Here is a 14,692-nt window from a genome sequence, read left to right on the forward strand (position 1 = left end):
CTGGCTCCCGGAATGGCGATTTTATGGCACGACTCACAACCGAACGACTGACGCTTTCCCCGTTTCAACCCACCGACTGGCCTTTTTTCCTCGCGCTTCGTCAAAATCCAGAGATCATGCGATTTATGGGCAACCTCTGCCCCGAACGCGAAACGCGCCTGCTGTTTGCGCGTCGTCTTACCTCAAAACACACCTTCGTGATCCGCCAGCATAACGATGCTACGCCGCTGGGCGATATTGGTTTACAAATTAGCCATCATTTTCCGCAGGAAGCGGATATCGGCTATTGCGTGCTCCCCGCAGCCCAGGGGCGAGGTATTGCCAGCGAAGCCGTTCGCGCCGTCTGCGACTATGCTTTCCGGGATGCCGGCGTGAAAGCCATTAACGCCTGGGTGTTGGCCGAGAACCGGGGTTCCGTCCGTCTGCTGGAAAAGCTGGGATTTGTGCGTACGCAGGTACTGGAGAAAGCGTTTGAGGTCAACGGTATCCTCTATGATGACTGGGGATACCGTCTGGAGAGTGTGTGAGGCGAGCAGCCCGTCGACGTGAGAAAGTCTCAGGCGCGGATAGCGGTAAGCTCATCAACGGAAAGACCGGTTATCCTGGCAACGGTGTGGGCATCAATACCGTCCGCCAGCATCATACGTGCAATCCGCTGTGCTTCATCGCGTTTGCCCTGTTGAATACCCTGATCTAACCCCTGCTGACGCAATCTGTCGGCGATAGTCATTAGTCTCTCCTTGTGGTGGGGTGAACGCTGGGCAACCTCGGCAAGAAACTCACTAAAATGCGCGGCGTCACCGGTTTGTATCATATAATTAAACAGCGTTTTCAACTGGCTGTCATTAGCGTAACCCTTAACCAGCAGGGCAACTAATTGCTCCATCAAGCCCATTAAATCACGCTTGCGGATATGCTTTTGCATCAACTCCAGGAGCGCTATCCGTCGATGCTGCATAATTTCATCATCCGCCACAACCGTGATATCAACCAGAGGAAAGGCGGCGGTATAGAGCTGTCTTGCCGTGAAGGGATCGGCGAACTCGTCCAGCCAACACAACGAGAAGGGATAGGGCGTCACCGCGCCGTGATAAAATAGCATCGGAACCACCAATGGCAGTTTTTTATGTCCGGCATCGAGATGACGTTGCATGGCCCCCATGGCATAGCGCATCAGTCGGAATGCCATATGAGCATCGGGTGAACTTTGATGTTCAATCACCACATAGATAAAGCCCTCTCCTTCCGCCGTCTTTAACGACCAAAGCACATCGGAATAATACGCCCGGAGATTCTCTTCGATAAAGCTGCCTGACTCGAGTTTCAGCGAGTCCAGATCGCAAAGTTGTCGTAATGAAGCTGGCAGATGGAATTCCAGGAAATCTCTGGCAGTGTCCGGGTGGCACATGAACGTTTTAAACACCGCATCACGCACTGTAACCTTAGCTGTTGTCATGCCGTACCGTCATCCCTGTGAGCCGATGACATGACGTTATGCGCTTTGATCGTCTGCGACACCAACAGACGTTGCGCTTTGCGGTGATGATTCCAGGGTAAATACGCTGGTCTGCAATATTTTCAGTGCTTGCGGAAAGTTACTCGCAAAAAAGCCGGGAGGCTGTTGCCTTTCCCGGCTTACCTTAACGATACGCCTGAACCCGTTACTTCAGCGATCCTTTCAGGAACTGCTGCAGACGCGGGCTTTGTGGGTTACCGAAGAGTTGCTCCGGGTTGCCCTCTTCTTCGATTTTCCCCTGATGCAGGAAAATAACGTGGCTGGAGACATGGCGGGCGAACCCCATTTCATGCGTCACCACCACCATGGTTTTTCCCTCTTCAGCCAGTTGTTGCATGATACGCAGCACCTCGCCTACCAGCTCAGGATCCAGCGCCGAGGTCGGTTCATCAAAGAGCAACACCTCCGGTTCCATCGCCAGGGCGCGCGCAATCGACACACGCTGCTGCTGACCACCAGACAGATGCACCGGGTATTTCCCCTGAGCGCGCTCATCAATGCCGACTTTAGCCAGGTATTTGATCGCCCGCTCGCGTGCCTCCTGTTTGCTCAGGCCCAACACCTGAATCGGCGCTTCCATGACGTTTTCCAGCACCGTCATGTGGCTCCACAAGTTAAAGTGTTGAAACACCATCGTCAGGCGCGTACGCAGTAAGCGAAGCTGATTTTTATCCGCTACCTTCAGTTGACCGTCTTTATCCCGTACCAGATTGATGTTCTGGCCGTTGACCACAATCGACCCTTCGCTCGGTTTTTCGAGGAAATTTATGCAGCGCAAAAATGTACTTTTCCCGGAGCCGGATGAGCCAATAATGCTGATCACATCTCCGGCGTTGGCCTGCAGTGAAACCCCTTTCAGCACTTCGTGTTCGCCGTAGCGTTTGTGCAAATCGATAACGTTTAATTTATTCTCAGGCATCGTGTTACTCGAATTATTTAGAGGAAACATGCTGCAACCAGCGTCTTTCCGCACGGCGGAACAGGCTTATCAGGACATACGATATGATTAAGTACAGCACCGCGGCAATACCGAAAGCGGTAAAGGGCTGATAGGTCGCCGAGTTGATATCACGGGCAATTTTCAGCAGATCCGGAACCGTGGCGGTAAAGGCCAGCGCCGTGGAGTGCAGCATCAAAATGACCTCGTTGCTGTACGCGGGTAACGCGATACGTAGCGCCGAAGGCAGAATAATGCAACGATACATTTTGAACGAAGAGAAGCCATACGCACGCGCAGCCTCAATCTCACCGTGCGGAACCGAGCGGATGGCCCCGGCGAAAATCTCCGTGGTATACGCGCAGGTATTTAACGTTAGCGCCAGCACCGTACAGTTCAAGCCGCTACGGAAAAAGGCGTTAAGAAAATCGGTACCTTTAACAATCTCCAGCGTGTACATCCCTGAATAAAAGACCAATAGCTGAACGTAGAGCGGCGTGCCGCGGAAAATATACGTAAACAACCAGATGGGGAACTGGATGAATTTGTTGCTGGAGACACGACCAATCGCCAGAATCACGGCCAGAATGCCGCCCATTACCACGGAGGAGATCAGCAGCCACAGCGTGATTGCCACGCCCGTATAGCGGTAGCCGTCCGTCCACAACAGGGATTTCCAGTACTCCTGAATAATCTCAATCACAGGTCAGCCCTCTTCACACCGACGGAGTAGCGGCGCTCAAGGAACAGCAGCACACCATTGGAAACGGTCGTGAACACCAGATAGATAAGCCCGCAGACGATCGCAAAATAGAATGGCTCCCAGGTGCTTTTCCCGGCCAGTTGCGTGGCTTTGACCACATCTTCCAGCCCGAGCAGCGAAACAAGCGCCGTCGATTTGAGGATCACCTGCCAGTTGTTACCAATCCCCGGCAGCGCGTAGCGCATCATCGCCGGGAACATAATGCGGCGGAAAATTTGTGAAGAGGTAAAACCGAAAGCGGTAGCGGCTTCAATATGTCCTGTCGGAACCGCCATAAAAGCGCCACGAAAGGTTTCCGTAAAATAAGCCCCGTAGATAAAACCGAGCGTGATGATACCGGCAACCATCGGGTCAATATCGATCTGACTGATGCCCAGCGCATCGGTCACCGCATTGAGCGCAATCTGCAGACCATAAAAAATCAGCAGCATCAGCACCAGATCCGGCACCCCGCGAATGAGAGTGGTATAACCTTCGAAAATAAGCCCCGTCACCCGGTTTTGCGACAGCTTCGCTCCCGCTCCGACGAGGCCGATCAGAACGGCCAGCACCACGGAACTGAGAGCCAGTTCCAGCGTGACAATAGCGCCCTGTAAAATAACACCTGAAAACCCGTACAACATGCTGCCTGTCCTGTCGTAAGTGGTGAGTTAGAAGCCTCTTTTGACGTGATGACACATTTCCTTGATGCCGGATGGCGCTGCGCTTATCCGGCCTACAAGAATATTGTCGTATGCCGGATAAGGCGAAGCCGTCATCCGGCATAAAACCGATACATCATCACGTCCTGGGCTTTATCTGCACCCGCGGTAATTAGCCGCCGTAAACATCAAAATCAAAGTACTTTTTCGCCAGCTTCTCGTAAGTGCCGTCAGCGCGCATTTCTGCAAACGCTTTGTTCAGGGCTTCGCGCAGTTCGTTATCCTCTTTGCGCAACCCCATACCGGTTCCTACTCCGAACAATTTCTCGTCTTTCACAGACGGGCCGCCGAATTTGTAATCTTTGCCAACGGGTTGCTTCAGGAATCCTTCGCTTGCCGCCACTTCATCCTGGAATGCCGCATCGATACGCCCGGCCGTCAGGTCAGAGTAAATATTGTCCTGACCCTGATACGAAACGATCTCAATGCCTTTCGGCGCCCAGTGTTCGTTACCAAACGTCTCCTGGGTGGTGCCCTGCAATACACCGACGCGCTTGCCTTTCAGCGACTCAACGGTCGGCTGAATGTCAGACGCATTGGCTACCACCAGACGCGAGTCGGCTGCATAAAGCTTGTCGGTAAACGCGATTTCCTGCTGGCGCTTTTCGGTAATAGAAAGCGAGGACATGATCGCGTCGATTTTCTTCGCTTTTAACGAAGGGATCAGCGCATCCAGCGGGTTCTCAACGAAGGTACATTGTGTATTGATACGCTTACATAGCTCTTTTGCCAGATCGATATCAAAACCTACCAATTCACCCTGCGCATTTTTCGATTCGAACGGGGCGTAGGTTGGATCAGTACCAATACGAACTTTTTGCGGAATAGCAGCAAAAGCGGCGGTAGCACTGGAGAAAGCGAGAACCAGAGAAAGAGATAACACCAGTTTTTTCATAACTATCCTCAACAGACTGTCTTTTATAGGGGATTTTACAGGACCAGGTGCAGTTATCGTGCCACTAATCGGGTCGACAAGGCAAAACATTCTACCCTGTCGCCCGGTTTATTTTGCATGAAAAGCGCGTAACTATGCACTTCTGCCTTATTTGTCCGCAATCAATGCACAGCTACGGTGCATTTTTCCCGTGTTGCACCGCATTGGTTAACCCGGTCGGTGCACACAACTCCCCCGTTTTAAAGATCTCAGTCGCCGTAGACGTTAAAGTCGAAGTACTTTTTCGCCATCTTGTCGTAGGTGCCATCTTTGCGCAGATCGGCCAGCGCTTTATCAAAAGCGGCTTTCAGTTCGGCATCGTCTTTGCGTAAGCCAACCCCTGTCCCGTCGCCAAAGTACTTCTTATCTTTTACGGAAGGACCGGCAAAGGCATAGTCTTTGCCCGCAGGCTGTTTAAGGAAGCCTTCGCTGGCGGCAACTTCGTCCTGCAATGCCGCATCAAGACGACCGGCAGTTAAATCGGAATAAATCAGATCCTGATTGGCATAGGCCACCACATCCACGCCTTTGCTACGCCAGGTGTCATTGGCATACGCTTCCTGGGTAGAGCCCTGCAGCACGCCAACATGCTTACCTTTCAGCCCATCGAGTGTTGGTTGAATCGGCGAGCCTTTCGCCGCGATCAGACGTGAATCCGCCGCGTACAGCTTGTCGGAGAAGGCGATTTCCTGCTGACGCTTATCGGTAATCGAGAGCGAAGAGATAATGGCATCAATTTTCTTTGCTTTGAGCGACGGGATCAGCGCATCAAAATCACTGGCGACCCAGGTACATTTGACCTGCATACGCTTACACATCTCATTACCCAGATCGATATCAAAGCCGACGAAGTCGCCTTTGGCATCTTTTGACGAGAACGGTGCGTAGGTTGTATCCGTCCCAATGCGCACCGTTTGCGGCAGCGCTGCATAGCTGGATGCCGCAGCGGAAAGACCGATCAGCAATGACAGAGCGAGAATTGACTTCTTCATACATACCCCTCAAGTGGAATGACTTTATTATGTTTTACGTTGTGTTGTGTGTTTGCAGGCTTTTTCATGCAGGTCTTATGCCATTTTCGCGCCGCTCGGGATATTCGACGTTAAATATGTTAATAAAACGTTGCAATATTGTCCTGATGTTGAAGATAGCAGGTCTGACGGATGAACCGCAGCGTTTCAGATGGATTTAGCGAATTAAATGTTGAGGATATGATCGCGGTTACAAAATTGCCCTGAAACAGGGCAATTGATGCAAAAAGGCCCGCCGACGGGGCAATATTATGCTCCCTGCCAACGGGTAAAAAGATCCTGCGGGAGGGCGATATCAAACTGATCGAGGACGCGATTAACTGTCTGATTTATCACATCATCCAGTGTCTGAGGACGATGATAAAACGCCGGAACCGGCGGCATAATGACCGCGCCAATTTCCGCCGCCTGGGTCATTAAGCGCAAATGCCCCAGATGGAGCGGCGTTTCCCGAACGCACAGCACCAGCGGGCGGCGCTCTTTCAATACCACATCGGCAGCACGGGTTAACAGGCCATCAGTGTAGCTGTGCACGATACCGGAAAGGGTTTTGATGGAGCACGGAAGTATCACCATGCCGGCAGTCTGAAACGAGCCAGAAGAGATACTGGCGGCAATGTCACGCGCATCGTGTATGACGCTGGCGAGCGACTGAACATCGCGCAGCGAGAAATCGGTCTCCAGCGACAGCGTCTGGCGGGCGGCCTGGCTCATGATGAGATGCGTTTCAACATCCGGTACATCGCGCAACACCTGGAGCAGACGTACGCCATAAATGGCGCCGCTGGCACCACTAATCCCTACAATGAGTCGTTTCATGATTTATCGCCCTGGCTGACTTCTGGGCTGACTTTGCAGGATTTTGTGAGGAGTTGCAAGCGGGGGCGGGATAGGCCCCCGGACAGGTCAGGATTACCCTTCGTTATGCATCTCAAGGTTTTCGACTTCGTTTTGCAACTGAACCGCTTTGGCGTCGTCGTTACGCAGGGAATCGAGGAAATCGAGATACTGCTGATCGACATCCTTTGTGACATATACGCCGTTAAACACGGAACATTCAAACTGCTGAATATCCGGGTTCTCAGCACGCACAGCCTCAATCAGATCGTCAAGATCCTGGAAGATAAGACCATCTGCGCCGATGATCTGGCGAATCTCATCGACTTCGCGACCATGCGCAATCAATTCATTGGCCGTCGGCATATCGATACCGTACACGTTGGGGAAGCGAATCTCCGGTGCCGCAGAAGCGAGATAGACTTTTTTCGCCCCGGCCTCACGTGCCATCTCAATAATCTGCTCTGAGGTGGTGCCGCGTACAATGGAATCATCCACCAGCAGAACGTTCTTATCGCGGAACTCTGCGCGGTTGGCATTCAGTTTACGACGAACGGACTTACGGCGCAGCTGCTGGCCGGGCATGATAAACGTACGACCGACGTAGCGGTTTTTCACAAACCCCTGACGGTACGGCTTACCGAGGATACGGGCAATTTCCAGCGCGATATCGCAGGAGGTTTCCGGAATCGGAATGACCACATCGATATCCAGATCTTCCCACTCGCGAGCAATTTTTTCGCCAAGCCTGGTCCCCATATTCACACGGGCGCTGTAGACGGAAATCTTGTCGATGAAGGAATCCGGACGCGCGAAGTAAACATACTCGAACAGGCACGGATTACTGACCGGGTTTTCGGCACACTGACGGGTGAACAGTTGCCCTTTCTCCGTGATATAAACCGCTTCGCCCGACGCAACGTCACGCAGGAATTCAAAGCCCAGAGTATCCAGCGCGACGCTTTCAGACGCCACCATATATTCGGTACGACCGTCGCCGATATCACGTTTACCCAGCACCAGCGGACGAATACCGTTCGGATCGCGAAAGGCCACCATCCCGTGACCGATAATCATCGCCACGCAGGCATACGCGCCGCGAATCTGGCGGTTGGTCGCGGCAATCGCGGCAAAAATATTGTCTGCTTCCAGGGGATAGTGGCGGAAGTTATCCAGTTCGCTGGCGAAGATATTGAGCAGAATCTCAGAATCTGAGGTGGTATTGATGTGGCGGCGCTTCTCTTCAAACAGCTTTTTACGCAGTTCGTGGGCATTGGTCAGGTTGCCATTGTGGGCAAGCGTGATGCCATACGGGGAATTGACGTAGAAAGGTTGAGCTTCTGAGGCGCTGGAGCTGCCAGCCGTTGGGTAACGCACATGACCGATGCCCATGTTGCCCTGCATACGCTGCATGTGGCGTGCTTCAAATACATCGCTCACCAGACCGTTTGCTTTACGTAAACGGAAGCAGTTGTTTGCATCGATAGTGATGATGCCAGCGGCATCCTGACCACGGTGCTGAAGCACTGTTAAGGCGTCATAAATCGACTGGTTAACCGGCATAACACCGGCGATACCGACAATACCGCACATACGTCTTTTCCTCGTTAAGCTACAACCCAACGCTTATGCTCTGGGCAAGAAACTTGACGAGCTTTGCAGATAGTCAAAGAACCATCTGATGATGAAACTGAACTCTGGGATCAACACTGACTTACTCCAGTCTTCACTTTTCGACAGATCGGTAAAGGTGTCGAGAAAGAACAGAATGGCAGCCACAATCAACACGCCGCGCAGAGCCCCGAAACAGACACCCAGAACCCGGTCAGTACCTGACAGACCGGTTTTCTCGACCAGTTGCCCTACCACGTAGTTCACAATGGCGCCGACAATAAGCGTCGCGATAAACAGCACCGCGATGGCAATCCCGTTTCGAACCAGTTCGTCTTCAAAGCCCGAAAACCAGACAGACAGGTAAGTGTAGTAATGGCTGGCGACAAAGAAAGCACAACCCCATGTCACCAACGATAACGCTTCACGAACAAAGCCACGGATCAGGCTAACCAGACAGGAAAAACCAATCACCGCGATAATGGCGTAATCAATCCAGACCATATGTGTCCCACGATTTTACGCCCTGTCGTCCTGTTCGGGGCGCATTCTAACAGAAAAAGAAAACGTTTGCGTAGGGATTTCCTTCCCGCGCGTAAATAAAAATGGCGCTGAAAAAAACTTCAACGCCATACGGTTTTATGCCTCTTCGGGCATTGCCGGACGCGGTACAAACACCTTATCCGGCCTACAAACAACTCGGTGCCAGGCCCGATAAGACGCCAGCGTCATCATCAGGCAACCCTCACTTAGTTCGGGCTGTACCCCATCACCACTCCGCTTAATCCGGAGATTTGCTGCAGCTCGCCGAGCGAGCCTTTCAGCTTGTCGCGTGAGGCATCCGGCCCCACGAGAATACGGGTTATTTTACCCTGTACTGGCGTTGACGGTGAAGTATATACCCGGAACCCCGCACTACGAAGCTTACCTACGATCTCATTGACCTTGTCGGCATTTTTCAGTGCACCGAGCTGCACAACGTAGGCTTTACCCGTCGGCGCCGGTTTCTCTTCCACCGCCGGTTTTGGCGCAGGAGCAGGCGTTGCCTCTACAGGCGGCTGTGGCTTCGGTTGCGGCTTCGGTTTTTCAACCGGTTTCGGTTTGGGTTGTTCTACCGGCGCTGGCGTCGTCTCAATCTCAGGATTATTCGCTGAGGCATAGCGTGATGGATCCAGCGACGGTGCCGCCGCATCACCTGCCCGCACCTCTTCCGCCGCCCCTTCCGGCGGCTGGGTCGGTAATGCCTGTGTAGCCGCTGGCATCATATCCGGTTCATCGCGATCGCCCGGTTTCGGCACCAGCGGGATCGCCGCAAATTCATCCTGATAATGTTTTTTCTGCCCGTCGAGCAGCCCGGGCAGCACAATCACTCCCAGCGCGACCAGCACAATCGTGCCGACTAAACGATTCTGAAACTTACTCGCCACCGATTCTCCCCGCGTCCATCACTTCCATGACATGTGCTACCGTGTGAAATGATCCACACACCAGTACGGTATCTTCCGGTCTCGCGTCTGCCAGAGCAGCCTGCCATGCCAGCGCGACACTGTCATAGACACTGCCGTTACCAAGATGTTCCAGCAGTTGTTCTGCCGTCGCGCCCCGTGGGCCTTCCAGCGGTGCACAATACCAGTCGTCGACCACGCTTTTCAACCAGGCCAACGTTCCCGCAATATCCTTATCATGTAGCATACCGATAACGGCAAGAACACGCCCCTTTTTCGGCAACATTTTCAGCCGCCCGGTCAGATATTCCGCCGCATGGGGATTATGCGCCACATCAAGGATCACGCGCGGCGACTCGCTCACAATCTGGAAACGTCCCGGCAAAATCGCCCGGGCGATACCGTCGCGGATCGCCTGCTCACTGATGTTCAGACCACTGGCGCGCAATGCCGCCAGTGCGGTTGCCGCATTAGGTTGCGGAACCTGTGGCAGCGGTAAATCGGTCAATGTGCCGTGACGATCGCTAAAGGACCAGCCCGTCTCCGTTACCGTAAACTGCCAGTCCACACCGCGACGCTGTAACAGCGCGCCTTTTTCCTGCGCGACATCCGCAATGGTATAAGGCATTTCCGGTTCACCGACGATTGCCGGCTTTTCCGCACGGAAGATACCGGCCTTTTCGCGGCCAATGCTTTCGCGATCCGGCCCCAGCCAGTCGGTATGATCCAGCGCAATACTGGTGATCACAGCAACATCGGCATCGACGATGTTTGTCGCGTCCAGTCGTCCACCCAACCCGACTTCCAGAATCACCACATCCAGTTGCGCCTGCTTAAACAGCCACAGCGCGGACAGGGTTCCGTATTCAAAGTAGGTCAGCGAGATATCCCCACGCGCCGCTTCGATCTCGGCAAAGGATTCAGTGTGCACCGCTTCCGGCAGTTCATTGCCCTTCACGCGCACACGCTCGGTATAGCGCACCAGATGCGGCGAGCTGTAAACCCCGACGTTATACCCGGCCGCCGTCAGCACTGCTTCCAGCGTCCGGCAGGTGGTGCCTTTGCCATTGGTTCCGGCGACGGTGAACACCACGGGCGCAGGTTTCAGAACGCCCAGTCGCGCAGCCACCTGGCTTACGCGCTCAAGGCCCAGATCGATCGTTTTCGCGTGGAGGTTTTCCAGATAAGAAAGCCACGAGGCCAGGGGCGACGTGGCTTTAGGAATACGTTTGTTATTCATGATGCCCGTAAAATCGTTACGTTGAGAAAAGCAAAAGGGCAGCGCCTGTGGCCCTGCCCTTTTCAGTTATCAGGCCTCGGGTTCCTGATCCGGCACCGGCGGCACCACCACGCCTTCACGCGGGGTATCCGGATTTGGCGCCGGCAGATTCATCAGCTTCGCCAGAATGCTCGCCAGTTTCAGGCGCATCTCCGGACGGCGGACAATCATATCAATCGCGCCCTTTTCGATCAGAAACTCACTGCGCTGGAATCCCGGCGGCAGTTTCTCACGTACGGTTTGCTCAATTACGCGCGGACCCGCAAAGCCGATCAGCGCTTTCGGTTCAGCAATGTTGAGATCGCCGAGCATTGCGAAGCTTGCTGAGACACCGCCCATCGTTGGGTCGGTCAGCACGGAGATGTACGGCAGACCGCGCTCCTGCATTTTTGCCAGCGCCGCAGAGGTTTTCGCCATCTGCATCAGCGACATCAGCGCTTCCTGCATACGCGCGCCGCCGGAGGCGGAAAAGCACACCAGCGGGCAGTTATCTTCCAGCGCCTGCTCAACGGCACGCACAAAACGTGCGCCGACCACAGACCCCATTGAGCCGCCCATGAAAGCAAACTCAAATGCCGCTGCCACAACCGGCATGCCGTGAAGCGTACCTTTCATCACCACCAGCGCATCTTTTTCGCCGGTTTCCTTTTGCGCGGACGCCAGACGGTCTTTATATTTCTTGGAGTCACGGAACTTCAGCACGTCTTTCGGCTCAAGTTCGCTCCCCAGCTCCACCAGCGTTCCTTCATCTAACAGGCTATGCAGGCGGTTACGCGCCGACATACGCATGTGATGGTCACACTTCGGACAGACCTCAAGATTACGTTCCAGCTCAGCACGGTATAAAACCTGACCGCAGCTATCGCACTTAGTCCACACCCCTTCAGGAATGCTTGCCTTGCGGGTGGGAGTAATGTTGCTTTTAATTCGTTCAATCCAGCTCATTGATAACCTTTCTGCCTGAACCTGGTGTGTTCCAGTTTTGCCGTGGGGGCGCATAATGCCATTTTTGCCCCCAACAGACCATGAATGTTGCACATTAAAACATAACAGCCCGAAACTTTGGATAAAAAAGTGGTCGAACCGCCGAGTTAGTTTCTATTTTGTTACACGTGACGCAGCGCGTTTATGGCGAATGATTTCCACCACGCCCGGCAGGATCGATACCACAATAATCCCCACTATCAGCAACTTAAGGTTGTTCTGAATCATCGGAATGGTGCCGAAGAAGTAACCGGCATAGGTAAAGAGCAGAACCCACAGCAGCGCGCCTATCACGTTATACGCCGCAAAATGACGATACGACATATGTCCCATTCCCGCCACAAACGGCGCAAAGGTTCTGACGATCGGCACAAAACGGGCGAGAATGATGGTTTTTCCACCGTGTTTTTCGTAAAACTGGTGTGTTTTGTCCAGATAGCTGCGGCGGAAAATCTTTGAGTCCGGGTTACTGAATAACTTCTCGCCGAACAGTCGACCAATCGTGTAGTTCACCGCGTCGCCGACAATCGCGGCAATCAGCATCAACACCACCATCAGGTGCACATTAAGATCGTTTGTGCCAAGCGACGCCAGCGCCCCCGCCACAAACAGCAGGGAGTCCCCCGGCAGAAACGGCGTGACCACCAGTCCGGTTTCACAGAACAAAATCAGGAACAAAATTGCGTAAACCCAGACGCCGTACTCTGCGACCAGTTCCGCCAGGTGCACATCAATGTGCAGGATAAAATCGATGAGAAAGTAAATCAGGTCCATAGTTGCGCCTTTATACGACTCGAATTAGTCCGCCAGAAAGAGCGGGCCCATAGGCGGTTTTGGAAGGTCAAACCGGTCAGGGTAGTCCACCGCAACCAGATACAGTCCTTCGGCCTTCGCCGTTGCCGCCGCAAGCGTTCTGTCCTTTGCCGCTAACAGCTCTGCTATCCAGCTCTCCGGCTGGTTGTGGGCGCCTACTTCCATCAGGCTGCCAACAATGTTCCTGACCATATGATGTACAAAGGCATTCGCTTTGATATCGACCACCACATACGCCCCATGGCGCGACACCGTAATATGCATCACGTTGCGCCACGGCGTGCGGGACTGACACTGGACGGCGCGAAACGACGTAAAGTCATTCTCGCCAATCAGACACTGCGCCGCACGATGCATGCGTTCGGCGTCCAGCGGCTCGTAATAATGCGTCACACCTTTGCCTAACACCGCCGGACGTAACCGATGATTGTAGATGATGTAACGATATCGGCGAGCCGTGGCACTGAATCGCGCGTGAAAATCTTCCGGTACAGCTTTCACCCATCGCACCGCAATGTCACCAGGCAAATTCGCATTTACACCCAATGTCCATGCCGCATCTTTACGCAGCGCGGTGGTTTCAAAATGCACAACCTGTCCGGTGCCGTGCACACCGGCATCGGTGCGTCCGGCGCAAAAGACGTTAATCGGCTCATTGGCGACCTGAGAAAGCGCCTTTTCCAGCTTTTCCTGCACACTGCGGACTTCATTCTGACGCTGCCAGCCATAATATTTGCTACCGTCATACTCGATGCCCAGCGCAATTTTATACACCGGCGGTTGTTGCTGGTCAGACATCAGTACAGGTACTCCTGCACCAGTTTTTCCGCAATTTTCACCGCCATCAGCGCGCCGCCAAAGCGGACGTTATCCGCCACGGACCAGAACTGAACCTGTTCCGGCATGCCGTAATCGTTACGCACGCAGCCTACAGACAGATGCGCGCTGCCTGAAGCGTCGCCAACCTGAGTCGGGAAATCGCTTTCTTCTGACAGCACAATGTCTTCGCCGCGGGAAAAGGCATCGCGCGCCTCTTCGGCCGCCAGCGGACGCAGCGCTTCAAATGCCACCATCTGCGCGTGACCGTAAAACACCGGTGACTGTACGCAGTTTGCCGAGATCAACAACCCGTCATCTTGCATGATTTTGCGTACTTCATCGACGATCCGGCGTTCTTCACGCACGCTGCCTTCTCGATCCGGTAACAGCGGCAACATGTTGAACGCCAGCTGGCGACCAAAGAAATCATCTTCATCGATGGGGATCCCATTCAGCAGTTTCGCGCTCTGTCCGGCCAGCGCATCGACCGCTTTTTTACCCTGAGCGGATGCCGAAAGTAGACTGGTTACGGTGATGCGAGAAAGCCCCCCCTGATCGATAAGCGGTTTCAGCGCGGCCAGCAGTTGGCTGGTCAGGCTGTTCGGCACGGCGATCACGTTACGATTGCGATAGTCCGCCAGCACGAACGGATTCACTTCCGGCACCACCAGCGGAACGTCGGGTTCAAGCGCGAACAGACCGCTGGAATCAATGACCAGACAGCCCGCGTTTGTCGCCTCTTCAACCCAGGCCGCCGTGGCTTCAACGCCAGCAACAAAAAAAGCCAGTTGCGCCTGCGTCCAGTCAAATTCGGCCGCATCCTGCACAATCACTGATTTACCACCAAAGCGCAGATGTTCGCCCGCACTTTCATTACGTGCCAGCGCAAAAATTTCCCCAACCGGGAACTGACGTTCAGCCAGGGTTTCAAACAACGCTTCGCCAACGGCGCCCGTCGCGCCGAGGACGGCAATATTCCAGCCTTCAGACATGGTGGTTTACTCCAGAAAAGCATAAGCCTC

Annotated in this window: 16 protein-coding genes; 1 reads left to right on the forward strand and 15 read right to left on the reverse strand. The window is 53.8% G+C overall.

Annotated features, from left to right (window positions below; translation table 11 throughout):
* Positions 1–23: 23 nt before the first annotated feature.
* A complete protein-coding gene (locus QNN88_RS04355; RefSeq protein WP_414239113.1) occupies positions 24–527 on the forward strand; it encodes a GNAT family N-acetyltransferase in 504 nt (167 codons plus the stop codon).
* A 29-nt stretch (positions 528–556) separates the two neighbouring features.
* On the opposite strand, the gene QNN88_RS04360 is transcribed toward QNN88_RS04355, so the two are convergent.
* The 15 genes from QNN88_RS04360 to QNN88_RS04430 form a co-directional block, all read right to left on the reverse strand.
* Entirely contained in the window at positions 557–1,456 is a 900-nt protein-coding gene (locus QNN88_RS04360) for an Rpn family recombination-promoting nuclease/putative transposase (RefSeq protein WP_414239114.1), read from the reverse strand.
* A 205-nt stretch (positions 1,457–1,661) separates the two neighbouring features.
* The gene (gene hisP / locus QNN88_RS04365) at positions 1,662–2,435 is read right to left on the reverse strand and encodes a histidine ABC transporter ATP-binding protein HisP (RefSeq protein ID WP_414239115.1); all 774 of its coding nucleotides are present in this window, start codon (positions 2,433–2,435) and stop codon (positions 1,662–1,664) included.
* Positions 2,436–2,448: 13 nt separating this feature from the next.
* The gene (hisM, locus tag QNN88_RS04370; RefSeq protein ID WP_414239116.1) at positions 2,449–3,156 is read right to left on the reverse strand and encodes a histidine ABC transporter permease HisM; all 708 of its coding nucleotides are present in this window, start codon (positions 3,154–3,156) and stop codon (positions 2,449–2,451) included.
* The gene (locus QNN88_RS04375) at positions 3,153–3,839 is read right to left on the reverse strand and encodes a histidine ABC transporter permease HisQ (protein ID WP_414239117.1); all 687 of its coding nucleotides are present in this window, start codon (positions 3,837–3,839) and stop codon (positions 3,153–3,155) included. Before QNN88_RS04375 ends, hisM begins: the two co-directional genes overlap by 4 nt.
* A gap of 190 nt (positions 3,840–4,029) precedes the next feature.
* Positions 4,030–4,812 carry a histidine ABC transporter substrate-binding protein HisJ gene (hisJ, locus tag QNN88_RS04380; protein ID WP_046483076.1) on the reverse strand — a complete coding sequence of 261 codons (783 nt, stop codon included), beginning with the start codon at positions 4,810–4,812 and terminating at the stop codon, positions 4,030–4,032.
* 248 nt (positions 4,813–5,060) lie between these two features.
* Positions 5,061–5,843: a lysine/arginine/ornithine ABC transporter substrate-binding protein ArgT gene (gene argT, locus QNN88_RS04385; protein ID WP_414239118.1), complete on the reverse strand. Its 783-nt coding sequence runs from the start codon at positions 5,841–5,843 to the stop codon at positions 5,061–5,063.
* 288 nt (positions 5,844–6,131) lie between these two features.
* The gene (locus tag QNN88_RS04390; RefSeq protein WP_414239119.1) at positions 6,132–6,701 is read right to left on the reverse strand and encodes a UbiX family flavin prenyltransferase; all 570 of its coding nucleotides are present in this window, start codon (positions 6,699–6,701) and stop codon (positions 6,132–6,134) included.
* Between the two features lie 93 nt (positions 6,702–6,794).
* Entirely contained in the window at positions 6,795–8,312 is a 1,518-nt protein-coding gene (gene purF, locus QNN88_RS04395; RefSeq protein WP_414239120.1) for an amidophosphoribosyltransferase, read from the reverse strand.
* A gap of 33 nt (positions 8,313–8,345) precedes the next feature.
* A complete protein-coding gene (gene cvpA, locus QNN88_RS04400) occupies positions 8,346–8,834 on the reverse strand; it encodes a colicin V production protein (protein WP_414239121.1) in 489 nt (162 codons plus the stop codon).
* 245 nt (positions 8,835–9,079) lie between these two features.
* Complete coding sequence (gene dedD / locus QNN88_RS04405) at positions 9,080–9,757, reverse strand: cell division protein DedD (protein WP_414239122.1); 678 nt, start codon at positions 9,755–9,757, stop codon at positions 9,080–9,082.
* The gene (gene folC / locus QNN88_RS04410; RefSeq protein WP_414239123.1) at positions 9,747–11,015 is read right to left on the reverse strand and encodes a bifunctional tetrahydrofolate synthase/dihydrofolate synthase; all 1,269 of its coding nucleotides are present in this window, start codon (positions 11,013–11,015) and stop codon (positions 9,747–9,749) included. Before folC ends, dedD begins: the two co-directional genes overlap by 11 nt.
* Before the next feature lie 69 nt (positions 11,016–11,084).
* Positions 11,085–11,999: an acetyl-CoA carboxylase, carboxyltransferase subunit beta gene (gene accD / locus QNN88_RS04415; protein WP_042317761.1), complete on the reverse strand. Its 915-nt coding sequence runs from the start codon at positions 11,997–11,999 to the stop codon at positions 11,085–11,087.
* 153 nt (positions 12,000–12,152) lie between these two features.
* Positions 12,153–12,812, reverse strand: a complete 660-nt coding sequence (locus tag QNN88_RS04420; RefSeq protein ID WP_102601249.1) for a DedA family protein — start codon at positions 12,810–12,812, stop codon at positions 12,153–12,155.
* Positions 12,813–12,836: 24 nt separating this feature from the next.
* On the reverse strand, positions 12,837–13,649 hold the full coding sequence (truA, locus tag QNN88_RS04425; RefSeq protein WP_192477677.1) for a tRNA pseudouridine(38-40) synthase TruA: 813 nt from the start codon (positions 13,647–13,649) through the stop codon (positions 12,837–12,839).
* Positions 13,649–14,662: an aspartate-semialdehyde dehydrogenase gene (locus QNN88_RS04430; protein WP_414239124.1), complete on the reverse strand. Its 1,014-nt coding sequence runs from the start codon at positions 14,660–14,662 to the stop codon at positions 13,649–13,651. Before QNN88_RS04430 ends, truA begins: the two co-directional genes overlap by 1 nt.
* Positions 14,663–14,692: the final 30 nt, after the last annotated feature.

It is taken from the genome of Citrobacter sp. ANG330, from assembly GCF_047467925.1.
Classification (GTDB): domain Bacteria; phylum Pseudomonadota; class Gammaproteobacteria; order Enterobacterales; family Enterobacteriaceae; genus Citrobacter_A; species Citrobacter_A amalonaticus_G.

What these genes read in the sequence shown, in the direction of transcription:
- purF (WP_414239120.1), bottom strand. Translation starts at nt 8,312, where the DNA reads ATGTGCGGTATTGTCGGTATCGCCGGTGTTATGCCGGTTAACCAGTCG.
- hisJ (WP_046483076.1), bottom strand. Translation starts at nt 4,812, where the DNA reads ATGAAAAAACTGGTGTTATCTCTTTCTCTGGTTCTCGCTTTCTCCAGT.
- QNN88_RS04420 (WP_102601249.1), bottom strand. Translation starts at nt 12,812, where the DNA reads ATGGACCTGATTTACTTTCTCATCGATTTTATCCTGCACATTGATGTG.
- QNN88_RS04430 (WP_414239124.1), bottom strand. Translation starts at nt 14,662, where the DNA reads ATGTCTGAAGGCTGGAATATTGCCGTCCTCGGCGCGACGGGCGCCGTT.
- truA (WP_192477677.1), bottom strand. Translation starts at nt 13,649, where the DNA reads ATGTCTGACCAGCAACAACCGCCGGTGTATAAAATTGCGCTGGGCATC.
- cvpA (WP_414239121.1), bottom strand. Translation starts at nt 8,834, where the DNA reads ATGGTCTGGATTGATTACGCCATTATCGCGGTGATTGGTTTTTCCTGT.
- QNN88_RS04355 (WP_414239113.1), top strand. Translation starts at nt 24, where the DNA reads ATGGCACGACTCACAACCGAACGACTGACGCTTTCCCCGTTTCAACCC.
- argT (WP_414239118.1), bottom strand. Translation starts at nt 5,843, where the DNA reads ATGAAGAAGTCAATTCTCGCTCTGTCATTGCTGATCGGTCTTTCCGCT.
- accD (WP_042317761.1), bottom strand. Translation starts at nt 11,999, where the DNA reads ATGAGCTGGATTGAACGAATTAAAAGCAACATTACTCCCACCCGCAAG.
- folC (WP_414239123.1), bottom strand. Translation starts at nt 11,015, where the DNA reads ATGAATAACAAACGTATTCCTAAAGCCACGTCGCCCCTGGCCTCGTGG.
- QNN88_RS04390 (WP_414239119.1), bottom strand. Translation starts at nt 6,701, where the DNA reads ATGAAACGACTCATTGTAGGGATTAGTGGTGCCAGCGGCGCCATTTAT.
- QNN88_RS04360 (WP_414239114.1), bottom strand. Translation starts at nt 1,456, where the DNA reads ATGACAACAGCTAAGGTTACAGTGCGTGATGCGGTGTTTAAAACGTTC.
- QNN88_RS04375 (WP_414239117.1), bottom strand. Translation starts at nt 3,839, where the DNA reads ATGTTGTACGGGTTTTCAGGTGTTATTTTACAGGGCGCTATTGTCACG.
- hisP (WP_414239115.1), bottom strand. Translation starts at nt 2,435, where the DNA reads ATGCCTGAGAATAAATTAAACGTTATCGATTTGCACAAACGCTACGGC.